The sequence below is a fragment of the Granulosicoccus sp. 3-233 genome (assembly GCF_052681095.1).
Genome location: NZ_JBQYLE010000007.1, coordinates 331,699 through 353,342 on the forward strand (window position 1 = coordinate 331,699; position 21,644 = coordinate 353,342).

Here is a 21,644-nt window from a genome sequence, read left to right on the forward strand (position 1 = left end):
GATTGCTAAAGTTCGAGCGGACCAGCACCTTGACTCACGAGGGCATGAGCTTTACCGACAGGCTTTAGGCGCAAGATCAAGCAAGTTGGCACCGGTGCCTGTCAGGCACCGTTTGCAGCTGATACGAGACGGTCAGTCCCTGAGTGTGTTCAAGGCCTGAATCAGTACATCGATCTCGTCAGACGTGTTGTAGTAATGAGGCGCCACTCGCAGCAGCGCCGGAAGGTTTCGCGATTCCGCATCCAGACGGGTGCTGGATGGCTGCGAGGCACCGATATTGATGTGCTGAACACGCAGTGACTGCACCGTCTCGGCAGGGTCCAGGCCGTTGATGGTGAAGCTGACGATTGCACAGTGGCGTTGCCCGAGATCATGGACCGTGGCACCAGGGATATCTGCAATTCGGGTTCTGGCGTAATCCGCCAGCTCCCAGGCACGTTCCTGTATACGTTCCAGACCTACCGACATGGCGTGACGAATGGCCGCACCCAGACCGGCCCTGAGGGCATAGGAATTTTCCCAATTTTCGAAACGTCTCGCATCCTCACGCAATTCATAGCGATCGCTGGCAACCCAGGGTGCAGCAAAATGGTCGATCATGGCCGGCTCCAATCGGCTCACCCATGGTTTTCTGATGTACAGAAAGCCTGTGCCCCGTGGTCCGCACAGAAACTTTCGCCCGGTTGCCGAAAGAAAGTCACAACGCAATGCCTGCACATCCACCGGCATCTGGCCAATGGCCTGACAGGCATCCAGCAGATAGGGAATACCTCGTTCACTGGCTACCCTGCCCACCGCTTCTGCCGGATTGACCAATCCACCATTGGTGGGTATCCAGGTGATCGCAATCAGTTTCACTCGTTCGTCGATCATCTGCTCCAGTGCCTGCACATCCAGTTCACCGCTGGCAGTACCGGGGATGACATCGATCACGATGCCATCGCGCTTCTTCCTCTGCAGAAAGGCCACGTAATTCGCGGCATACTCAGCCTCACAGGTCAGAATCCTGTCGCCAGCCTTCAAAGGCAATGCATAGAACGCCTGGCACCAGGCTGCAGTCGCATTTTCCAGCAGTGCGATCTCCTCTGGTTGGGCATTCAGCAGAGATGCCACATCTGCATAAACGGCATCCAGCTCATCTGCTCTCGCCGCATGCGCTTCGTACCCACCCAGGCGTTGTTCCAGTTCCAGATGCGCTGACATCGCTGCCGTCACAGGCAATGGCATCAGACCGGCTCCCGAGGCAATCAGGTGAGTCACCGAGGAGGTGCCGGGGAACTGTGATCGTATCTGGTCGATGTCCATGTGCTTGTTCGTTCCGTTGATGGTTTCCTGGTAAAACTTCCCTTTTCGACGTGTCGAATACCGGGCAAAAAAAAGCCCGGACACCTTCGCAGGCTCCGGGCTTCTTCTTGCTGTCTGCAGTCGAGAACTAGCGACGCAGTTTCTTGATCAACTGCAACTGAGCAGAGGCTTCTGCCAGCTGCGCCTGTACGGCCTTGAAATCGATCTCGCCAGGCGTTCCGCCGGCCAGAGCCGCTTCGGCTTCGTCCTTGGCTTTCTGCGCAGAGGCTTCATCGAGTTCTTCGACACGCAAAGCGGTATCGGCCATGATGGTGACGATATGCGGCTGGACTTCCAGAATGCCACCGGATACGTAGATATCCAGCTCTTCACTGTTGTCCAGAGGCTTTACCCGAACCTCACCCGGCTTGATGCGGGTGATGAACGGTGCGTGGCCAGGCGCAATACCAACCTCACCCATCTGGGCAGAAGCGCTGACCATCGAGGCCTCGCCACTCCAGATCTCGTTCTCGGCGCTGACGATCTCGACTCTGAGAGAGGAGGCCATGATTACGCGGCCTCTTTATTATGCTTCTCAAGCACTTCTTCGATCGTGCCCTGCATGTAGAAAGCCTGCTCTGGCAAATGGTCGTACTCACCGGCAACGATGCCGTTGAACGCACGAATGGTGTCTTTCAGTGAAACGTACTTGCCAGGTGAACCGGTGAATACTTCTGCCACGAAGAATGGCTGAGACAGGTAACGCTGCACCTTACGGGCACGGGATACGACCTGCTTGTCTTCCTCGGACAATTCATCCATTCCCAGGATCGCGATGATGTCACGCAGTTCCTTGTATCGCTGCAGCGTGTTCTGAACACCACGAGCACAGTTGTAGTGTTCTTCACCAACAACCAGAGGATCCAGCTGACGAGATGTGGAATCCAGTGGATCCACCGCAGGGTAGATACCCAGCTCGGCGATGTTTCGAGACAGTACAACCGTTGCATCCAGGTGAGCAAAAGTGGTTGCTGGAGAGGGGTCGGTCAAGTCATCCGCCGGTACGTATACCGCCTGGATGGACGTGATGGAACCAGTCTTGGTAGAGGTGATACGTTCCTGAAGAGCACCCATTTCCTGAGCAAGTGTTGGCTGATAACCTACCGCAGAAGGCATACGACCCAGCAGTGCCGATACTTCGGTTCCGGCCAGTGTGTAACGGTAGATGTTGTCGATGAACATCAGAACGTCACGACCTTCGTCACGGAAGAATTCCGCCATGGTCAGACCTGTCAAGGCAACTCGCAGACGGTTGCCCGGTGGCTCGTTCATCTGACCGTATACCAGGGATACCTTGTCCAGTACGTTGGAATCCTTCATTTCGTGATAGAAGTCGTTACCTTCACGAGTTCGCTCACCAACACCTGCGAAGACCGAGAATCCGGAGTGCTCGGCAGCGATGTTACGAATCAGTTCCATCATGTTGACGGTCTTGCCTACACCGGCACCACCAAACAGACCAACCTTACCGCCCTTGGCGAACGGGCAAAGCAGATCGATTACCTTGATGCCGGTTTCCAGCAGTTCGGTAGAACCTGACTGTTCTGCATAGGTAGGTGGCTCTCTGTGGATCGGCATGCGCTCTTCGGTGGCAATCGGACCCGCTTCATCAATGGGCTGTCCCAGAACGTTCATGATTCGACCCAGTGTCGCCTCACCGACCGGAACCGAAATGGGAGCACCCGTGTTGCTGACTTCCAAGCCACGCTTGAGTCCGTCAGAGGTACCCATTGCGATGGTTCGCACAATACCGTCGCCCAGCTGACCTTGCACTTCAAGAACCGTTTCGTTGTTGGCAACGGTCAGTGCATCGTAGATCTTCGGTACGGCATTACGCGGAAATTCGACGTCGATGACCGCGCCGATGATCTCCACTACTTTTCCTGTACTCATGCTTGTTTCCGCCTGTAATTTATTCTGTAGTCGGATCTAGACAGCCGCAGCGCCGCCGACGATCTCGGATATCTCTTGGGTGATAGCCGCCTGACGAGCCTTGTTGTAGACCAGCTGCAAGTCGTCTATCAGCTCACCTGCATTGTCCGATGCACTCTTCATCGCGATCATGCGAGCAGCCATCTCACAGGCCACGTTCTCGACAACGGCCTGGTAGACCAGCGACTCCATGTATCGCTCCATCACATGATCGAGGACTTCAGCCGCATCGGGCTCGTAGATATAGTCCCAGCCGTAATCCGTGTGGCTCTCCAGAGTTGCCACTGCAGGAAGCAGTTGCGTCACTGTCGGTGTCTGAGTCATCGTGTTGATGAATTCGTTCTCGACGATGAACAGTCTGTCGATCTCACCGGCATCGTACTTGTCCAGCATGACTCGAATGGCACCGAGAAGAGTCGCCAGTTCGGGGGCATCGCCCAGATCCGTCGTGCTACCCACGATATTGGCACCAATACCTCGGAAGAAATTCTGAGCTTTCTTGCCGATGGTGCAGATATCGATTTCGATGTCCTGCTCACTCCACTGTTTCATGGAGTTCACCGCTGTCTTGAATATATTGGTGTTCAGACCGCCGCACAAACCGCGGTCGGTCGACACGACGATATATCCAACACGCTTCGGCTCAGGACGTTCGATCAGGTAGGGGTGCTTGTATTCGACACTGGCCGATGCAATATGACCCACTACCTTCCTGAGCTTCAACGAGTAAGGCCGGTTCGCACGCATGCGATCCTGGGCCTTGCGCATTTTCGACGCAGCTACCATTTCCATGGCTTTGGTGATCTTCTGAGTATTCTGGATACTCTTGATCTGCGTGCGTATCTCCTTACCGGAAGCCATGAGCGCTTACCAGCTTCCGCTAGCCTTGAACGCATCAAGACCCTTCTTGAACGCTGCCTGGATATCGTCGTTCCAGTCACCGGATGCATTGACCTGATCAAGCAGCTCCTGATGGTTGGAAGCGAAGTAGTCATGCATTGCTTCTTCGAATGACACGATCTTGTTGACGGCCACGTCGTCGAGGTAACCTTCGTTGGCAGCGAACAGAGAGACACCCATCTGCCCGATTGACAGAGGCGCATACTGCTTCTGCTTCATCAGTTCGGTCACTCGCTGACCACGTTCGATCTGCTTTCTGGTCGTTTCGTCAAGGTCGGATGCGAACTGGGCAAATGCCGCCAGTTCACGATACTGGGCCAGTGCCAGTCGAACACCACCACCGAGCTTCTTGATTATCTTGGTCTGTGCTGCACCACCAACTCGCGATACCGACAGACCAGCGTTGATCGCTGGGCGAATACCGGCGTTGAACAGATCGGTTTCGAGGAAGATCTGACCATCGGTGATGGAGATGACGTTGGTCGGTACGAAAGCCGATACGTCACCCGCTTGAGTTTCGATGATCGGCAGAGCAGTCAGAGAACCGGTCTTGCCTTTCACTTCACCGTTGGTGAATTTCTCGACGTACTCGGCATTGACGCGTGAAGCACGCTCAAGCAGACGTGAATGCAGGTAGAAAACGTCACCGGGATAGGCTTCACGACCTGGAGGACGACGCAGCAGCAGAGATACCTGACGGTATGCCCAGGCCTGCTTGGTCAGATCGTCATAAACGATCAGAGCATCTTCACCGCGGTCACGGAAGTATTCACCCATGGTGCAACCGGCGTAAGGAGCGACGAACTGCATCGCTGCAGAATCCGCTGCGCCTGCTGCAACAACGATGGTGTTCTCCAGAGCACCATGCTCTTCCAGTTTCGATACCACGTTGGCGATGGTTGACTGCTTCTGTCCGATGGCCACGTAGACACATTTGATGCCTGTGCCTTTCTGGTTGATGATGGCGTCGATGGCAACTGCCGTCTTACCTGTCTGGCGGTCACCGATGATCAGCTCTCGCTGTCCTCGGCCAACCGGTACCATCGCATCGATGGCTTTCAGACCGGTCTGTACCGGCTCATCAACCGATTGACGGTCGATTACGCCCGGTGCAATCTTTTCGATCGGGGAAGTCTGTGCGGCGTTGATGGGGCCCTTGCCGTCGATGGGCTCACCCAGAGCGTTGACCACACGACCGAGCAGTTCATTGCCGACCGGTACTTCCAGTACCTTGCCGGTGCAACGTACCTTGTCGCCTTCTTTCAGGTGTTCATAGTTACCGAGTACAACCGCACCGACAGAGTCACGTTCGAGGTTCAATGCCAGACCATACAGGCCATCATCAAACGCGATCATCTCACCGGACAGTGCATCCGTAAGGCCATGGATTCGAACGATACCGTCATTCAGACTGACGATGGTACCTTCGGTTCGAACGTTGGCAGCAGTATCGGTATTACCGATTTTCTCCCGGATCAGGTCACTGATCTCGGATGGATTCAGTTGTTGCATGGGTCTATTTAGTCTCTTGAAATCTGCAGGGTCGGGTCAGCGTGCGCCATCGGTCAGTTGCCTGACATCAGGTGCATCAGCTGGCGACGGATTGTTCCAGTGCTGCTAGACGGCCGCGAATGGATCCGTCGATGACCAGGTCTCCGGCACGTATGACGGCACCACCGATCAGATCAGGATCAACCTCGCTGGTGATCTTGACCTTGCGTGAGAGCCTTTTACCCAGCGCTTCTTCAATGCTGGAGGCCTGCTCATCGGTCAGTGCGTACGCGCTGATGACATGGGCTTCCTCTTCACCCTGAGCTTCGCGCCGGAGCTGCTCGTATTGTTGATACATGTCCGGCAATGAAGCCAGTCGGTCGTTTTCAGCAAGCATCTTCAGCAAGTTGAGGCTGTCGCCATCAAGCCCGTCAGACACCTTCGCGATGAGATCGGCTTTCGCCTGGGCAGTGATGCCAGGCTCAGCCAGTCGAGTACGAATGGCCTCGTCCTGAACGACCGATGCCCAGTAACCGAGACGGCCTGACCATTCGTCATAGCCACCGCGCTCTGAAGCCAGTTCGAAAATGGCTCTAGCGTAGGGTCGTGCTGTTGTCGATTCGGATGCCATGTTTCGTACCTGCTTGTCGTTGCCGCTGTTCTGTGACGCTATCTCGTGCTACCCGGTTTACAGACGAACTCCCCGGGTCGCGATTCAGTAGTGCCTGCGCTGTTGTATCGGTCGATCTAGATCTGCTTGACGAGGTCGTCGATGACCGCGTTGTGCTTTTCCTGATCAACTTCACTGCCAAGAATTCGTCTTGCTCCTTCTACAGCGAGCAAGCCAACCTGCTTGCGCAGACCTTCTTTTGCACCGACCACTTCCTGATCGATTTCTGCCTGGGCACTTTGCTTGAGTCTTTCACCTTCGGTGCGTGCTGCATCCTTGGATGATTCGACCATCTCGTTACCACGTTTGTGTGCTTGAGCCACTATCTCTGCTGCTTGCGCCTTGGCGTCCTGAAGCAATGCAGCGATTTCAGCCTCTGCTTCTTCGCGCTTCTGGGAGCTTTTTTCAGCATCAGCCAGTCCGCCCGCTATCATCGCCTGCCTTTCGCGCAGGCCATTGATAATCGGTGGCCAGACATACTTCATGCAGAAGAGAACAAACACGGCAAACGAAATGGCCTGGCCGAGCAATGTCAGGTTCAGGTTCATATGCCTTGCCTCTCGTTAGTCGATTGTTTGATCAGCCTGCGATCTGGCCGACAAACGGGTTAGCGAATACGAAGAACAGGGCGATACCAACACCGATCATGGGAATCGCATCAAGCAGACCCGCAACGATGAACATCTTGACCTGCAGCATTGGCACCATTTCAGGCTGACGAGCTGCACCTTCGAGAAAGCGACCACCAAGCAGCGCGAAGCCGATAGCAGTACCCAGAGCAGCTAGGCCGATCATGATCGCGACGGCGATGGCAGTTGAGGCTACGACAGTTTCCATGAGAACTCCAAGAGATTTAAAGGGTTAAAAAGTAAAGAGTAGGACTGGTGGAAAAAACTACGTTTAATGATGCTCGTGCGCCATGGCCATGTAGACGATGGTCAACATCATGAAGATGAACGCTTGCAGGGTGATAACAAGAATGTGGAAGATCGCCCAGGGCACTGACAGCATCCACTGAGCCCAGAAAGGCAGCAACGCTATCAGAATGAAGATCAGCTCGCCCGCGTACATGTTACCGAAGAGTCGAAGCGCCAGAGAAATGGGCTTCGAAATCAGACTGACACCTTCCAGCAACAGATTGACCGGGACGAGAATTGCCTGGATGACAGGATTACTGCTGCCAAACGGCATGAGCGTGAGTTCCTTGACGAAACCCATGGCGCCCTTGACCTTGATACTGAAGTAGATCATCAGTGCAAAGACCGACAACGACAGGCCCATGGTGACGTTGACATCAGTGCTCGGTACGATTTTCAGATAGGGGATACCAATGGCTTCGCCCAGACGTGGCACGAAGTCCACCGGGATGAGATCCATGAGGTTCATCAGGAAGATCCAGACGAAGATCGTCAGCGCCATCGGCGCGATCATGGGGTTCTTGGCGTGAAACGTATCGCGCACATTGGTATCGACAAATTCGACAATGACCTCGATGGACGCCTGCAGCAGTCCCGGGACACCGGAAGTGAAGCTGTCAGCAGCCTTCTTGAACAACCAGATGAAGAACGCGCCCAGAACGATGGAGAAGAACATGGAATCCAGGTTGATTGCCCAGAACCCCATCTCCGCGGCTTCAGTGCCACTGTGGGCAATGCCCAGGCCGTTTTCAGGGTGATAGCCGAACACCAGATTCTGCAAATGGTGCTGAATATACTCTGTGGATGTTGGTGCGCTGTTGCTGGCCATGGTTTCGTTGCTTGAGTCTGGACTGGAGTCTATAACGGCTACTGAATTCTACAACTACAACTTATTTTTCTGAAACACTCAAACTGACTTCGGCAGCTTCCTGCCTGCTTATGACCAACGGCACGACCCAGCTGAGTGTCTGCACCAATGCGAAGCCGATGAATACTGCCGGAGCATTCAACGGGTTCAGGTTGATGAACACCAACGTGAACATACCGGCTGTAAGCAGCATCTTGCCCGCAGCCCCTGCGTAAAACGACCGCACAATCAATCGTGCAGCTCTTGCCACTCGATACCGGAAGGCACGATAGGCAAAATAGGAATTTGGCAGGACGACTGTCAACCCACCCAGGAATGCCGCAAGAGCCACATCCCGATTCCAGAAAAAACCTGCTAAACCTACTACCACTGCACCAACGAGTTGCCAGATCAAGATTAGCCTGATAACGCGCAACCGCCGTTCAGCCTGTTGCATTACACCGCCCTGGGTATCTGCTTTGGTTCAGGACCTGACGTGAAGTCCTACACCTGATTTCGAACAGCGAAATTATAACAGCGTTTTCAAACAGAAGGACGCAATTCGGGCTAATTGTTGATCATAGCCTGCGTCAATACAAGGCGTGGCAAGCACTGCGCTGCAGGCATCAGTGCATGAAAATACCTGACGCTGGCAAGGGTGTCACTCCGGTGGCGCCTGACCACTACTTGATATGGGCGAGTATGCCTTGCAGTTCGGACACCGAGGCGTAATTGATCTCCAGCTTGCCGCGGCCGCTGCTCTTGTGCTGTATGCGTACGGTCGCACCCAGTGTCTCGCCGAGCTTCTTGCTCAGCCGCTCGATGTCGGGATCGGCCATGGTTGCGGATTTGCGAGCCTGCGCCTTGTCGCCTTCCTCGGTCATCTCACGAACCAGTTTCTCAACGGCTCTGACCGTCAGACCACGCTTGATCACATCCTTGGCCAGTCCATGCTGGCGATCCTTCGGCGCACCCAGTATCGCTCGGGCGTGTCCCATCTCGAGTTCACCCTTGTCGACCAGCACCTTGACCTCGTCATGCAGCTCCAGCAATCGCATCAGGTTTGTCACGGATGCCCGCGAACGCCCTACAGATTCGGCCACCGCCTTGTGCGTCATGCCGAACTCATCGCACAGGCGCTCAAAGGCTGCAGCTTCCTCCAGCGGGTTGAGATCCTTGCGCTGAATGTTCTCGATGACGGAGACCGCTGCCACGGACTTGTCCGGCATGTCGCGAATGATGGCAGGAATCTCCGCCATGCCTGCCAGTTGTGCTGCCCGCCAGCGCCGTTCTCCGGCCACCAGCTCATAGGCACCGGCAAAGGGTCGTACGATAATGGGCTGGATCAGACCTTCGGCCTTGATCGAGTCAGCCAGCTCCTGCAACAGTTCCTTGTCGAACAGTCGTCTGGGCTGGTAGCTGCCGCGACGGATCTGGTCCACACCGACCATGCGAAAGCGATCATCGGTACCGGCAATGACTTCCTCTGCCACGGCCCTCGCGGCGTCGTGGTTCGACTTGGCAACTGCAGCTTGCGAGGCGGTCTCGGCCGCTGCCGCGGAATTGTCCACGGCCTCGGACTCAGCCGGCTCGGCCACAGGGGTAACGGTCGCCTCGGCAGCTGTTTCCTCCTTCGGTGCCGTGGCTGGCGGCGTCAGCGCGAAATCTGCTGCATCCGCCTGAGGGTCGGTGAGCGTGCGGTCGGTTGCAGCGCCATCGTTAGCCGAGCCTGTCTGATCAGCCTGCTCCGTGATGGTATCGCCGGAATCATCGGCACGCTCCGTTGCAGCAGCTTGCGCTGCACTGGATTGTCTGCCTTTTCGCTCGCGAGTGGACCCTCCCAGCAAGGCATCCAGATTGCGGCCCATGCGGGGTCGTTTAGCCATCGGCGGATTCGGTATCTGGCTTCAAGGTAGCGTGTCTGGACGAATCTGTGGCGTCTTCTTCCCGGGAACCGGTCTCGGACTGATCCGGCACACCGATATCGATGTGTTCGGCATTGGCGAATGCCGACTCATCATTGTCAATTTCTGCCGATTGCGGATAGTCCTCCGCGGTCGTATCGCCAGCGGCCGGGTTCGCAGCGTCGTCCACCGCTGGTTGTTCCTGCCCGCCCGTGCCCTGCCCGGCCTCTCCATCCGGTTCGGCAGCCGAGTCGTTCTCCTTACCCGGTGGCTGGATCAGCTGAGTCTGGTCGGCTTCGGCATCGCTCTGCGTGCCAGCAGCCACTGCCGCTGCGGCTGTCTCAGTACTGGTTGCCGACTGGGCAGCGCGGCTGCGATTACGCAGGATTTCGCCAGCCAGGGCCAGATAGGCCAGAGCGCCCCGGGAAGTGCCATCGTATTCCATGATCGATATGCCATGACTCGGCGCTTCGGCCAGCCGCACATTGCGTGGTACCACGGTACGAAAGACTTGCTCGCCGAAATGTTCGATCAGTTGTGCCGAGACTTCGCTGCCCAGACGATTGCGACCGTCATACATGGTTCGCAGCAGGCCTTCGATGGCCAGATCGGGATTGACGCTTTCGCGAACCCCTTCGATGGTCTCCAGCAGCGCCGACAGACCTTCCAGTGCGTAGTATTCGCATTGCACCGGCACCAGTACGCTATCTGCCGCCACGAATGCATTCAAGGTCAGGATATTCAGGGACGGAGGGCAGTCGATCAGCACGAAGTCGTAATCCTGACGAACGGCTTCCAGGGCCTGATGCAGACGTTGTTCACGCTGCTCCATGTTCATGAGCTCGATTTCAGCCGCGGTCAGATCCGAATTGGCGGGCAGCACGTCACAGCCGTTTTCCGGTGATTTCTGGCTGGCCTCGGGCACCGACATGCCATCGACCAGTACTTCAAAAATTCCCGCCTCGACCTCGTACTTGTCAATGCCACAGCCCATCGTGGCATTGCCCTGAGGATCGAGGTCGATGAGCAGCACGCGCTTTTGCATACTGGCAAGCGCAGCAGACAGATTGACTGTCGTTGTGGTTTTTCCAACCCCACCCTTCTGGTTGGCTACGGCGATGATTCGACTCATTGGCGCAGTGTAATCCATTATCCGTACTGTCGTTGGCACAGGGCGACATGTCGCGCCGAATCCGTGCCAGGGACCGCGACTTCCACCAGTTCCCGCAACTCGTAATGAGGCTGCAGGCTGTCAGGCAGGCGTTCGGCTCGTCCCAGCATGACGGCAACCTTGCCCTCGGGCACACACAGCGCCTGCGCGATACGCAGAAAATCCACCGGCGCCGTAAAGGCTCTGGAGAGAACCAGCCGTGCGCGATCGTTCACGTTCTCGATGCGCTCCTGCAGCACGGTGACATTGGTCAGTCCCAGTTCGAGGACGGCCTGTTGCTGGAATCGGGTTTTCTTGCCATTGGATTCCACCGACAGAAAACGCAGATCCGGGCGAACCAGCGCCAGTGGCAACACCGGCAGACCGGCCCCGGTCCCCACGTCCATGACGTCGTACACCGCTGGATCGCCTGCCTGCGCATCCGGCAGCCAGCGAGTCATCACCAGACTGTCCAGCAGATGCCGGTCGACCATCTGCCGCGCATCCCTGACCGCTGTCAGGTTGTAGACCTTGTTCCACTTGCCCAGCAATGCCACCAGCCGGATCAGACGATCGCGCTCCTGTTCGCCGATATCCCCAACCGGCGTACCGGCATGGGCCAGTGTCCGCAGACCTCGATCCAGTGCTTCACGCAGATGACTGTCAGGACTCACGTTCGGTTTCGATCCGCCAGTGGTTTCAGGCACTTTGCTTCAATGACTGCTTTTTCAGATGCACCAGGAGCAGTGAAATGGCCGCCGGGGTGACACCGGAAATACGCGACGCCTGACCAATGGTGCCTGGACGGTTCTCGCTGAATTTCTGACGCACCTCGTTGGACAGACCGACCACGTCGCTGTAATCGAGGGAGTCGGGCAATCGGATTTCCTGTTGTGTCAGTGCCTTGTCGATATCCGCCTGCTGGCGATCCAGATAACCGGCGTACTTGCCCTGAATCTCGACCTGTTCCACCACCTGCGGCGGCAGATCGGACAGCTCGGGGGCAGCGATGTCCAGCAGTTCGGCCAGATGAATTTCCGGCATCTTCAGCAATTCGGTGAACCGTCGTTCTCGCGCCAGTTTCATGCCGGTGCGCTCGATCAGCGTAGCTGCCTCCGGTGTACCGGTACGTACCCAGCGGTCATGAAGAGCCGCTTTCAGCGATTCGATGGCCTCGGCCTTCTCGCTGAAGGCCTGCCAGCGATGCTCATCGACCAGACCCATTGCCCTGCCGAGCTCTGTCAGACGAAGATCGGCATTGTCTTCACGCAGTTTCAGACGATATTCGGCGCGACTGGTGAACATGCGATACGGTTCACGTGTGCCCCGGGTGATCAGATCATCGATGAGAACACCGATATAGGCCTCATCGCGTCTGGGCGTCCAGGGCGCTTCGTCCCGCACCTGCCGGGCGGCATTCAGACCAGCCACCAGACCCTGTGCGGCTGCCTCTTCATAACCGGTGGTGCCATTGATCTGCCCGGCAAAGAACAGACCATTGACGGTCTTGGTCTCCAGGGATGCACGCAAGCCTCTCGGGTCGAAGAAATCGTATTCGATGGCATAACCGGGACGTGTGATGTGGGCCTTTTCGAACCCGCGAATGGATTGCACATAGTCGATCTGCACATCGAAGGGCAGACTGGTGGAAATCCCGTTGGGATAGACCTCATGGGTATTCAGGCCTTCCGGTTCGATGAAGATCTGATGCGAATCCTTGTCGCTGAAACGCACCACCTTGTCCTCGATGGACGGACAGTAGCGTGGTCCGACCCCTTCGATATCGCCCGAGAACAACGGCGAGCGATGCAGGGCACCCTGAATGATGTCGTGGGTACGCTGGTTGGTTTCGGTGATGTGGCAATGCACCTGCTCGGGATGATCAGCGGTGCTGCCCAGATAGGAGAACACCGGTCTTGGTGAGTCACCGGGTTGTGCCTGCAGCGTGCTGTAGTCGATGCTGCGACCGTCGATTCGCGGCGGCGTACCGGTCTTCAGGCGACCGATCTCGAACGGCATGTCGCGCATGCGTTGTGCCAGCGTCATTGCAGGCGGATCTCCGGCACGGCCAGCGGCATGATTGGCCTCGCCCACGTGAATCTTGCCAGCCAGGAAGGTACCGACCGTCATGACCACGCTGCGCGCCTGAAAATGCACCCCCAGCTGCGTGATGACGCCCGTGACGCGTGCGTCACCGGAACCGGCAGCGGACTCCGGGCTCATGATCAGATCGTCCACGGCCTGCTGGAACAGAGTCAGGTTCGGCTGGTTCTCGATGATCCTGCGAATGGCTACGCGATACAGCTGGCGGTCCGCCTGTGCCCGTGTGGCACGAACCGCCGGCCCCTTGCGCGAATTCAGCGTTCTGAAATGGATACCGGCCTGGTCAGCCGCCTTGGCCATGGCCCCGCCCAGCGCGTCTATTTCACGAACCAGGTGGCCCTTGCCGATACCACCGATGGCCGGATTGCAGCTCATCTGGCCCAGGGTATCGATATTGTGGGTCAGCAGCAGTGTGCTGGCGCCCGAACGCGCAGCCGCCAGAGCGGCCTCTGTGCCGGCATGGCCACCACCGACCACGATCACGTCAAAAACTGTTGGGTACTGCATGTCAGTGCTCACTCGCTACAGCCTGCCATTATAAGGCCAAGGGGGCTGAAAGAAAGCGCTCCGGGCACGCGGAACCTTGCCACACCTCGCACAGCCCCCATACTCTGCATGTTTTGTCACCGACATCCACACCTGATGCACCCGTGTCGGCGAATTTCAGGCGGAGGCCCGTCAGCAGGCACCGCACCAGTCATGCTCCATAACGAGTGCCCGCATACCGTGTCAGACGTCGATGAAAACAACAGCAGGGAGGCGTCAGCGGCGTCGCATCGCTCTGCGTGGAAAACCCTGTTCCGACTGCAGCCCTTTCTGGCACCTTACCGCGGGCGCGTCATGCTCGCAGGCACGGCCTTGCTGATTGCGGCCGCTGCCACGCTCACCATCCCCACCGCATTCCGCTTTCTGATCGACCGTGGTTTCAGCCAACCGGACGCCGCGCTCGGGAGCGCCATCGATGCCGGGCATGTCAACAGCGTGTTTCTGGCACTGTTTGCGGTGGCTCTGGTTCTGGCCGTGGCCACAGCCGTGCGCTATTACTGCGTCGCCTGGCTGGGTGATCGCATCACGGCCGACCTGCGCCAGGCGGTCTATGACCAGGTATTGCGGCAAGACCCGGTGTTCTTCGAAACCCTGCGCACCGGTGAAGTCCAGTCTCGCTTGTCGAGCGACACCACCCTCATTCAATCGCTGATCGGCTCCAGCATTTCACTGGGCTTGCGCAACAGCCTGCTGTTCATCGGCGCCTTGCTGATGATGATCTGGTCAAGCCCGCAACTGGCCAGCATCATCGTCGGGCTGCTGGTGGTCGTGGTCGTGCCCATTCTGGTGTTCGGTCGCCGCGTTCGCAAACTCTCCCGCGACAGTCAGGATCGTCTGGCAGATACCGGTGCGCTGGCCAATGAAACACTCAATGCCATGTCGACCGTGCAGAGCTATGTGCGCGAGGACATGGAAAGCAGTCGTTACCAGGTTGCCACGAATGCCGCTTTCCACAGCGCGATCCGGCGCAATCGCAACCGCTCCTACCTGACCGCATTGGCCATCACTCTGGTTTTCGGCTGCATCGTCTTCGTGCTGTGGCTGGGCGCTCAGGCGGTGCTCGAGGGCCGCATGTCACCCGGCCTGTTGACGCAATTCATGCTGTATGCCGCACTGGTTGCCGGCTCCACGGGTGCGCTGGCCGAGGTTCTGGGTGATGTGCAACGCGCTGCCGGTGCCACCGAGCGCCTGCTGGAATTGCTGGATGCCCGACCAGGCATCATATCCGGCAACCGTCATCTGGAAAAACCTGCGAATGGCGCAGCCGGTGCCAGGATAGCGTTCAATGAAGTGTCGTTCAGATATCCCAGTCGGCCAGACGAGCTGGCACTGTCCGATCTGGACTTCACGTTGGAACCGGGCCAGACGATCGCACTGGTCGGACCTTCGGGTGCCGGCAAGACAACCGTATTGCAATTGCTGCTGCGTTTCCATGACCCGCTGACGGGCAGCATCACGTTCGATGGCACGCCGATCGCCGACTTGCAGTTGCACGAACTGCGCGATGCCATCGGCTTCGTGTCACAGGATAGTGTCGTGTTCTCGGAGGATGTTGCCACCAATCTGCGTTACGGCAAGCCGGATGCCAGCGACGAGGAAGTCAGGCAGGCGGCCAGCGATGCGCAGGCACTGGAATTCATCGAGCGTCTGCCGGCCGGTTTCAACACGTATCTGGGGGAGAAAGGGGTGCGCCTCTCCGGTGGCCAACGGCAGCGATTGTCGATTGCGCGGGCCTTGTTGAAGAACCCGCCGCTATTATTGCTCGATGAAGCGACCAGTGCTCTGGATGCCGAAAGCGAGCGCAAGGTGCAGATGGCACTGGATCGAGCCATGAGTGGTCGGACCACGCTGGTGATCGCTCATCGCCTTGCCACCATCATCAATGCCGACAGGATACTGGTACTGGATCAGGGCCGAGTCATCGAATCCGGCACGCATCGTGAGCTGTTGAACGGCAATGGGCTGTATGCCAGACTTGCATCCATGCAGTTCGATGCCTCGAAGTCCCTGAAGGTCGCCGAGGCTGGCATTGGATGATCAGGCGGTGGGGTCGCTGCGTATCACAATCTGGCTGAATCCTCACGGCTGGCCAGTTGCTGCAGGTATTCGCGCAGCAAGCTTGCGCGGCGGGGTTGAAAGCTCTCGTCGCTGGGTGCGACATCGAGAATGCGTGAGACGCGGAACATGCGGAAATCTCGACGCAATCTGCACCAGGCAAGCAGCATGATGGACTCTTCGAGATAAACCACCGACAGTGGAAATATGCGTCTTTCGGTACGCTGCTCCGTAGCCGATAGATAACGCATGTCCAAGGCCATTTCCGACCAGCTGGCTTCCCGAATCAGTTCCAGCGTAGGCCCGTCCGGCTCTTCCAGGGCCGGACAGGGTCGATAGACTTTCAGTACCGCGTGCGCTACCTGCCTTTGCAACCGCTCCGGCAGGGTTGCAGTAATCTTGGACAGTGCCAGCTGCCCGGCTTCTGCCAGTGCTGCGTCACCGCGTGAACGCACATAGCCCAGACCCAGTACCAGCGCTTCGATTTCCAGTCTGGAGAAATTCTGCGGTGGCAGCGAAGGATCTTCCGTCAGGCAATAACCGTAGCCGGGAGAACCGTCGATCAGGACACCCGACAAACGCAGGCTGTTGATATCCCGGTACAGGGTACGTTCCGACACACCGGTTTCCCGAGCCAGAACGGCCGCAGTTACCGGCGGTGGAAAGGTTCGTATTGCCTGTAGCAGGCGCAATAGTCGATCGGAACGGGCCATGCGGTTACTGACAGAAATTGACAGGAGGCTGCTGCATACTGTACCTGCATTCACACCATCGGGAGAATCGGATTGCCATGCTGACCTTGTTTCATTCGCCAATGTCCCGCTCGACGCGGATCATGCAACTGCTGCACGAACTCGATGCGCTCGATCAGGTCGAGATTCGACAGGTCACGATTCCGCGTCAGGATGGATCCGGCCAGGTCGATCCCGACAACCCACACCCGGAAGGCAAGGTGCCAGTGCTGGTTCACGATGGCTGCATCATTCGTGAATCCAATGCCATCATCCTGTATCTGACCGATCTGTTTCCATCGGCACTGGCCCCGGTAGTCGGCGCTGCCGGCAGAGGCAGCTACCTCAGCTGGCTCGCCTACTACGGCAATGTGGTTGAACCCGTGTTGGTGCATCACTTTGCCGAACTGAGTCACCCGGTTCTGGACAGTACGTTTCGTGGTGTTCCGGAACTCAAACGGCAATTGGAGAACACGTTGAACAGCAACGACTTTCTGTTGGGATCCGAGTACTCTGCCGCTGATCTTCTGGTCGCTTCACCCTTTGCCTGGTTTCCGGATCTGGCCCCGGATGTACCATCAATCCAGGGCTGGTTGAAACGGTGCGAAGCTCGACCATCGAATGCCGCCGCTGCGGCTTTCGATGGACAATAAAGACAGCGCTGCCACACAATCCGGCTGAAGCCCAGCTGACAAGGCGAACAATGCAATGTCGGGATTGCGCCCGACTTGCCAGACTTGCCAGACTTGCGTTATCAAGGGCCGGCCAGGCAGTCAAGGCGAGCGCCACCAGCGTCGATCGATCATGGACCGGTATCGACCGTGGCAGCTCCCTTACTTGCCGATGCAGAAGTCGGAAAATATCCGACCCAGCAGATCCTCACTGTCGAAACGCCCGGTGATCTGATCCAGTGATTGCTGCGCCAGGCGCAATTCCTCTGCGGCCAGCTCCGGCATGGTGGATTCTCGCAAACGGTACAGGGCGGCATCTGTTGCCTCGCGGGCGTGATACAGCGCATCGAGATGACGCCGACGTGCGCTGTAGACACCTTCAACCGCACTGTCGTGTCCGGCCAATGACAGCAGGTGCGCCTTCAACGCATCCAGACCCTGCCCGTGTTTGGCTGAAATGCACAAGCTGGCACCGTATTCGTCCCGCAGCGCGCTCAGCCTGTGCTCATCGACCTGATCACTCTTGTTGATGATGACGCTCTGAGCGACCCTGTCGGGCAGTTCGACTGGCGGCAATTCGGGTCGTGTTGCATCGATGATCACCAGCACGTGATCGGCATTGTCCATCTGTACACGGGCTCGCCGGATGCCTTCCAGCTCGACCAGGTCCTCGGTGCTGCGCAGGCCGGCCGTATCGACCACATGCAGCGGAACACCGTCTATGGATATTTCTTCGCGCAGCACATCTCGGGTTGTTCCTTCGATATCCGTGACGATGGCCGATTCGACTCCTGCCAGTGCATTCAACAGGCTCGATTTTCCCGCATTGGTGACACCAGCAATGACGATGGTCAGACCGTCGCGCAAACGCTGGCCCTGCTCCGCTCTGGCCAACAGACTATCGAACTGGCTGATCAGATTGATGGTTCGCTGCTGCAGAACCGGTTCCGCCAGAAAATCGATCTCCTCCTCACTGAAATCCAGTGCGGCTTCCAGCCAGACGCGCAGCGCTATCAGTTCTTCCTGAATGATTGCCACATGCGCGGAGAATTCACCGCTCAGGGATCGTACGGCGGCTCGCGCGGCAGCCACACTGCTGCTGTCGATCAGATCGCTGATGGCCTCAGCCTGAGCAAGATCCAGTTTCTCGTTGAGAAAGGCCCGTTCCGAAAACTCGCCCGGCCTGGCAGGACGTGCGCCGAGTTGCAGCGCGCGCTGCATGATCATGTCCAGCACCACAGGACCACCATGTCCCTGCAATTCCAGCACATGTTCACCGGTAAAGGAATGGGGAGCCTCGAACAACAAGGCGATGCCTCTGTCCAGCACCTCGCCATTGTCGGCCAGAAACGGCAGATAGCAGGCTTCTCGAACCGGCAAGTCCCGGTCACAAATGCTCCTGCCCATCGCCGGAGCCAGTGGCCCGCTGATACGGACCACTCCGATGCCAGCACGTCCTGTGCCGCTGGCAATGGCAGCGATCGTATCGCCGCTAGTGCTCACCGCGCGAACCAGACCGGGGAACCAGCCGGATGGCTGCCCCGGTTCCGGAACCAATGACTACCTGGACGGCTTGTCGTCCTTGTCGGAATCATCGGTAGAAGGCTCGCTGTCGGAATCGTTGGCGCTGACTTCCGGCTTGTCGACGTCAAGAGCCTTTGTCTCCGTGTCGGACTTATCGGACTTGTCGGACTTCTTGCCTTTCTTCTTCGTTTTCTTGCTGTCCGTATCGTCAGCCAGAACATGCCGCGTGATGTAGTACTGCTGGGCAATGGACAGACTGTTGTTGACCACCCAATACAGCACCAGACCAGCCGGGAAGAAGGCAAAGAATACACCGAAGATCAGTGGCAGGAACTGAAACACCTTGGCCTGGATGGGATCAACCGGCGCCGGATTCAGCTTCTGCTGGAAGTACATGGTGGCTGCCATGATGATGGGCAGGATGAAGAACGGATCACGCAGGGACAGATCCTGGATCCACAGCATGAACGGGGCCTGACGAAGTTCGACACTTTCCAGCAGGGCCCAGTACAGTGCGATGAACACCGGTATCTGAATGATCATCGGCAAGCAGCCACCCAGTGGATTGACCTTCTCCTTCTTGTACAGCTCCATCGTCGCCTGGCCCATCTTGGTGCGATCGTCGCCATAGCGTTCCTTCAGTGAAGCCAGTTTGGGCTGCAGCAGCTTCATCTTGGCCATGGAGCGATAACTGGCTTCGGAGAGCTTGTAGAACACCGCCTTGATGATGAAGGTGGTGAAGATGATGGCCCACCCCCAGTTGCCGATGAGACCATGGATGGTCTTCAGCAACCAGAACAGCGGCTGGGCGATGATGGTCAGCCAACCGAAGTCGACAGTGAGTTCCAGATGCTCGGCGGCAGCAGACAACTTGTCCTGCACCTTCGGACCGATATACGCCTTGGTTTCGAACGTACCCTGCTGACCCGCCGGTACGACCTGGCTGCCGGACACCATGCCGATCAGGTAATGGTTCTCTTGCGCAAGGTAACGACTGTATGCGGTGTTCTGCTCACCCGCCTTGGGAATCCAGGCCGCGGCGAAGTAATGCTGAATCATCGCAACCCAACCATCGGTTACCGATACATTCAGATTCTCGTCTTCCATGTCGCCGAACTTGACCTTGCTATAGCGCTCTTCGTCGTTGCTGACTACCGCACCGATATAGGTATTGACGAACTGTTGCTTCTCATCCTTGGTACCCGGCTTTCGCTTCAACTGGCGATACTGATTGACCGTCCAGTCCGAGTCCGAGGCGTTGTTGATCAGATAGTTGACGCCAACCTCGTAACTGCCGCGGGTGAACGTCAGCGTCTTGGTGACGGTAATGCCGTTTCCGGAATCCCAGACAAAAGGTATTTCCAGCGTGTTCTGCCCATCCTCGAGGTTGTAACTGTCCTGTGCTGCCTGCATCAGTTCACGATGCGTCGGTGCGGGTTCATTGGCACGCGCCTGCAACCCCGATTCAGCCACCAGGTAATGCAGTGGATCGTCGCTGACCAGAGTGAACGGCGTATCTGGCTGTTCGATGGACACCGGATAGTCTTTCAGATCGACACCGGTGATGGTGGCACCCAATGCGCTGATGGTCGCATTGAAGACATCGGTACTCACGGAAACCACCGGTACATCCGCTGCGGCCGTTGGCGCTACAGGTGTTGCTACTGGTCCGGCCACCGCCCCGGGCATGTCGTTGGCATTGGCCGCCGAACTGTTTCCGGGCAATCCGTCAGCAGACGTGGGTGTGGCTCCGGGCGTATCCGTCGAGGTTTGCACCACGGGTGCCGGTGTGTGGTAATCCTGCATCCACGTCTGATAGATGATCAGACTCAGAAAACCGAATGCGAGGTACAACAGCAGTCGTTGGGTGTCCATTAACTCTTGAATTGGTCGAGTGAAGGGGAATCGGAATCGGCAGGACGAACAGACTCTTCTTGTCCCACCAAGTGATTTCTGGTTTGCGGAACCGGGTCAAAGCCACCCGGATGAAAAGGATGACAGCGACACACTCGCAGCACCGCCAACTTTCCGCCCCGTAGTGTACCGTGAGTTGCTATCGCTTCCGCAGCGTATTCTGAACAACTAGGCACAAAACGGCAGCGAGGTGGCAACAATGGGCTCACCCATCGGCGATAGAAAGCGATGAGCCGGAGAATCACGGATCAGTTATCCGTGGGAACCGTGAGGTGTCCATGCCTGGGTGCCGTGCGGGCCATCTTGCTCAACAGGCGGTCGATTGCATCACGCAGATCGCGAGCAGAGGCATGACAGGCGGCATCCCGGTTCATGACAACCAGTTCCAGTCCTGACAATGATGGTCGCTGTTCACGAAAGGCTTCTCTGGCAACTCGTTTGATCCTGTTTCGATCAACCGCTCTCTTTGCCCGTTTCTTGGCGATGGCCAATCCCAACCGTGACAGCCCACTTTCATTCCGCCTGACCAGTATGGTCCAGTACTTGTCGGAGTAACGCTTGTTCTGTTTGAAGACCTGACTGTAGTCAGCTCCGGTCAACAGCCGTGCAGAACGAGGAAAGGATCGATCGACACTATTGCGGGAGGCAGTCACTTCAGCCTCCCGCCTGACATATGCTGAAGAGTCGCAAGCTGACACGTCGTCAGTTTGCGACGTCAACATACGACTCAAGCGCTAAGGCGAGCCCTGCCCTTGCGGCGGCGTGCTGCCAGCACTGCACGTCCACCACGAGTGGCTTTGCGTGCGCGGAATCCATGGGTGCGAGCACGCTTGATCTTGCTCGGTTGATACGTTCTTTTCATGTCGGCTGTACTCGAATAGCAGCCAGTGGGCTGCGCGTGTCGTTAACGAACCCCCAATCATAATCTGACTTTGTCTCTGGGTC

The 21,644-nt window shown here is 57.3% G+C and carries 21 protein-coding genes and 1 pseudogene; 2 read left to right on the forward strand and 20 right to left on the reverse strand.

Annotated features, from left to right (window positions below):
- Positions 1-132: 132 nt before the first annotated feature.
- From ACUNV4_RS19280 to mnmG, 14 genes and pseudogenes are all read right to left on the reverse strand, one after another.
- The gene (locus ACUNV4_RS19280) at positions 133-1,305 is read right to left on the reverse strand and encodes an aminotransferase class V-fold PLP-dependent enzyme (RefSeq protein ID WP_430880234.1); all 1,173 of its coding nucleotides are present in this window, start codon (positions 1,303-1,305) and stop codon (positions 133-135) included.
- Positions 1,306-1,432: 127 nt separating this feature from the next.
- Positions 1,433-1,852 carry a F0F1 ATP synthase subunit epsilon gene (locus ACUNV4_RS19285; RefSeq protein ID WP_430880235.1) on the reverse strand — a complete coding sequence of 140 codons (420 nt, stop codon included), beginning with the start codon at positions 1,850-1,852 and terminating at the stop codon, positions 1,433-1,435.
- 2 nt (positions 1,853-1,854) lie between these two features.
- Positions 1,855-3,237, reverse strand: coding sequence for a F0F1 ATP synthase subunit beta (atpD, locus tag ACUNV4_RS19290; RefSeq protein ID WP_430880236.1), 1,383 nt, complete (start codon positions 3,235-3,237; stop codon positions 1,855-1,857).
- A 36-nt stretch (positions 3,238-3,273) separates the two neighbouring features.
- On the reverse strand, positions 3,274-4,137 hold the full coding sequence (gene atpG / locus ACUNV4_RS19295; protein ID WP_430880237.1) for a F0F1 ATP synthase subunit gamma: 864 nt from the start codon (positions 4,135-4,137) through the stop codon (positions 3,274-3,276).
- Positions 4,138-4,143: 6 nt separating this feature from the next.
- Positions 4,144-5,688, reverse strand: coding sequence for a F0F1 ATP synthase subunit alpha (gene atpA / locus ACUNV4_RS19300; RefSeq protein ID WP_430880238.1), 1,545 nt, complete (start codon positions 5,686-5,688; stop codon positions 4,144-4,146).
- Between the two features lie 76 nt (positions 5,689-5,764).
- Complete coding sequence (locus ACUNV4_RS19305; RefSeq protein ID WP_430880239.1) at positions 5,765-6,298, reverse strand: F0F1 ATP synthase subunit delta; 534 nt, start codon at positions 6,296-6,298, stop codon at positions 5,765-5,767.
- 116 nt (positions 6,299-6,414) lie between these two features.
- Complete coding sequence (locus ACUNV4_RS19310; protein WP_430880240.1) at positions 6,415-6,885, reverse strand: F0F1 ATP synthase subunit B; 471 nt, start codon at positions 6,883-6,885, stop codon at positions 6,415-6,417.
- A gap of 31 nt (positions 6,886-6,916) precedes the next feature.
- Entirely contained in the window at positions 6,917-7,174 is a 258-nt protein-coding gene (atpE, locus tag ACUNV4_RS19315; RefSeq protein WP_088921587.1) for a F0F1 ATP synthase subunit C, read from the reverse strand.
- A gap of 63 nt (positions 7,175-7,237) precedes the next feature.
- Positions 7,238-8,083 carry a F0F1 ATP synthase subunit A gene (gene atpB, locus ACUNV4_RS19320; protein WP_430880241.1) on the reverse strand — a complete coding sequence of 282 codons (846 nt, stop codon included), beginning with the start codon at positions 8,081-8,083 and terminating at the stop codon, positions 7,238-7,240.
- A 61-nt stretch (positions 8,084-8,144) separates the two neighbouring features.
- Entirely contained in the window at positions 8,145-8,516 is a 372-nt protein-coding gene (locus ACUNV4_RS19325) for an ATP synthase subunit I (protein WP_430880242.1), read from the reverse strand.
- Between the two features lie 268 nt (positions 8,517-8,784).
- The gene (locus tag ACUNV4_RS19330) at positions 8,785-9,987 is read right to left on the reverse strand and encodes a ParB/RepB/Spo0J family partition protein (RefSeq protein WP_430880243.1); all 1,203 of its coding nucleotides are present in this window, start codon (positions 9,985-9,987) and stop codon (positions 8,785-8,787) included.
- Between the two features lie 370 nt (positions 9,988-10,357).
- Positions 10,358-11,137: pseudogene (locus ACUNV4_RS19335) on the reverse strand (ParA family protein); the annotation flags it as partial.
- Positions 11,138-11,154: 17 nt separating this feature from the next.
- Positions 11,155-11,829 (reverse strand): 16S rRNA (guanine(527)-N(7))-methyltransferase RsmG, encoded by a 675-nt coding sequence (rsmG, locus tag ACUNV4_RS19340; protein WP_430880244.1) that lies wholly within the window; start codon positions 11,827-11,829, stop codon positions 11,155-11,157.
- A gap of 25 nt (positions 11,830-11,854) precedes the next feature.
- Positions 11,855-13,765 carry a tRNA uridine-5-carboxymethylaminomethyl(34) synthesis enzyme MnmG gene (gene mnmG, locus ACUNV4_RS19345; protein ID WP_430880245.1) on the reverse strand — a complete coding sequence of 637 codons (1,911 nt, stop codon included), beginning with the start codon at positions 13,763-13,765 and terminating at the stop codon, positions 11,855-11,857.
- Positions 13,766-13,957: 192 nt separating this feature from the next.
- Here mnmG and ACUNV4_RS19350 point away from each other — a divergent pair, with 192 nt between their 5' ends.
- The gene (locus ACUNV4_RS19350) at positions 13,958-15,841 is read left to right on the forward strand and encodes an ABC transporter transmembrane domain-containing protein (RefSeq protein ID WP_430880246.1); all 1,884 of its coding nucleotides are present in this window, start codon (positions 13,958-13,960) and stop codon (positions 15,839-15,841) included.
- 23 nt (positions 15,842-15,864) lie between these two features.
- Here the strand turns inward: ACUNV4_RS19350 and ACUNV4_RS19355 are convergent, their stop codons facing one another.
- Positions 15,865-16,572: a helix-turn-helix transcriptional regulator gene (locus ACUNV4_RS19355; protein ID WP_430880247.1), complete on the reverse strand. Its 708-nt coding sequence runs from the start codon at positions 16,570-16,572 to the stop codon at positions 15,865-15,867.
- Positions 16,573-16,649: 77 nt separating this feature from the next.
- Here ACUNV4_RS19355 and ACUNV4_RS19360 point away from each other — a divergent pair, with 77 nt between their 5' ends.
- On the forward strand, positions 16,650-17,243 hold the full coding sequence (locus ACUNV4_RS19360; RefSeq protein ID WP_430880248.1) for a glutathione S-transferase family protein: 594 nt from the start codon (positions 16,650-16,652) through the stop codon (positions 17,241-17,243).
- Between the two features lie 180 nt (positions 17,244-17,423).
- On the opposite strand, the gene mnmE is transcribed toward ACUNV4_RS19360, so the two are convergent.
- From mnmE to rpmH, 5 genes are all read right to left on the reverse strand, one after another.
- On the reverse strand, positions 17,424-18,764 hold the full coding sequence (mnmE, locus tag ACUNV4_RS19365; RefSeq protein WP_430880249.1) for a tRNA uridine-5-carboxymethylaminomethyl(34) synthesis GTPase MnmE: 1,341 nt from the start codon (positions 18,762-18,764) through the stop codon (positions 17,424-17,426).
- 57 nt (positions 18,765-18,821) lie between these two features.
- Positions 18,822-20,660, reverse strand: coding sequence for a membrane protein insertase YidC (gene yidC / locus ACUNV4_RS19370; protein ID WP_430880250.1), 1,839 nt, complete (start codon positions 20,658-20,660; stop codon positions 18,822-18,824).
- A complete protein-coding gene (yidD, locus tag ACUNV4_RS19375; RefSeq protein ID WP_430880251.1) occupies positions 20,660-20,944 on the reverse strand; it encodes a membrane protein insertion efficiency factor YidD in 285 nt (94 codons plus the stop codon). The genes yidC and yidD overlap by 1 nt, the downstream gene beginning before the upstream one ends.
- Before the next feature lie 3 nt (positions 20,945-20,947).
- Entirely contained in the window at positions 20,948-21,352 is a 405-nt protein-coding gene (rnpA, locus tag ACUNV4_RS19380) for a ribonuclease P protein component (RefSeq protein ID WP_430880252.1), read from the reverse strand.
- Positions 21,353-21,426: 74 nt separating this feature from the next.
- Positions 21,427-21,561 (reverse strand): 50S ribosomal protein L34, encoded by a 135-nt coding sequence (gene rpmH, locus ACUNV4_RS19385; protein WP_430880253.1) that lies wholly within the window; start codon positions 21,559-21,561, stop codon positions 21,427-21,429.
- Positions 21,562-21,644 lie beyond the last annotated feature (83 nt).

Bases quoted from the DNA above. Each gene is read 5' to 3' on its own strand.
- ACUNV4_RS19280 (WP_430880234.1), bottom strand. From the start codon at position 1,305: ATGGACATCGACCAGATACGATCACAGTTCCCCGGCACCTCCTCGGTG.
- ACUNV4_RS19285 (WP_430880235.1), bottom strand. From the start codon at position 1,852: ATGGCCTCCTCTCTCAGAGTCGAGATCGTCAGCGCCGAGAACGAGATC.
- atpD (WP_430880236.1), bottom strand. From the start codon at position 3,237: ATGAGTACAGGAAAAGTAGTGGAGATCATCGGCGCGGTCATCGACGTC.
- atpG (WP_430880237.1), bottom strand. From the start codon at position 4,137: ATGGCTTCCGGTAAGGAGATACGCACGCAGATCAAGAGTATCCAGAAT.
- atpA (WP_430880238.1), bottom strand. From the start codon at position 5,688: ATGCAACAACTGAATCCATCCGAGATCAGTGACCTGATCCGGGAGAAA.
- ACUNV4_RS19305 (WP_430880239.1), bottom strand. From the start codon at position 6,298: ATGGCATCCGAATCGACAACAGCACGACCCTACGCTAGAGCCATTTTC.
- ACUNV4_RS19310 (WP_430880240.1), bottom strand. From the start codon at position 6,885: ATGAACCTGAACCTGACATTGCTCGGCCAGGCCATTTCGTTTGCCGTG.
- atpE (WP_088921587.1), bottom strand. From the start codon at position 7,174: ATGGAAACTGTCGTAGCCTCAACTGCCATCGCCGTCGCGATCATGATC.
- atpB (WP_430880241.1), bottom strand. From the start codon at position 8,083: ATGGCCAGCAACAGCGCACCAACATCCACAGAGTATATTCAGCACCAT.
- ACUNV4_RS19330 (WP_430880243.1), bottom strand. From the start codon at position 9,987: ATGGCTAAACGACCCCGCATGGGCCGCAATCTGGATGCCTTGCTGGGA.
- mnmG (WP_430880245.1), bottom strand. From the start codon at position 13,765: ATGCAGTACCCAACAGTTTTTGACGTGATCGTGGTCGGTGGTGGCCAT.
- ACUNV4_RS19350 (WP_430880246.1), top strand. From the start codon at position 13,958: ATGCTCCATAACGAGTGCCCGCATACCGTGTCAGACGTCGATGAAAAC.
- ACUNV4_RS19355 (WP_430880247.1), bottom strand. From the start codon at position 16,572: ATGGCCCGTTCCGATCGACTATTGCGCCTGCTACAGGCAATACGAACC.
- ACUNV4_RS19360 (WP_430880248.1), top strand. From the start codon at position 16,650: ATGCTGACCTTGTTTCATTCGCCAATGTCCCGCTCGACGCGGATCATG.
- yidC (WP_430880250.1), bottom strand. From the start codon at position 20,660: ATGGACACCCAACGACTGCTGTTGTACCTCGCATTCGGTTTTCTGAGT.
- rpmH (WP_430880253.1), bottom strand. From the start codon at position 21,561: ATGAAAAGAACGTATCAACCGAGCAAGATCAAGCGTGCTCGCACCCAT.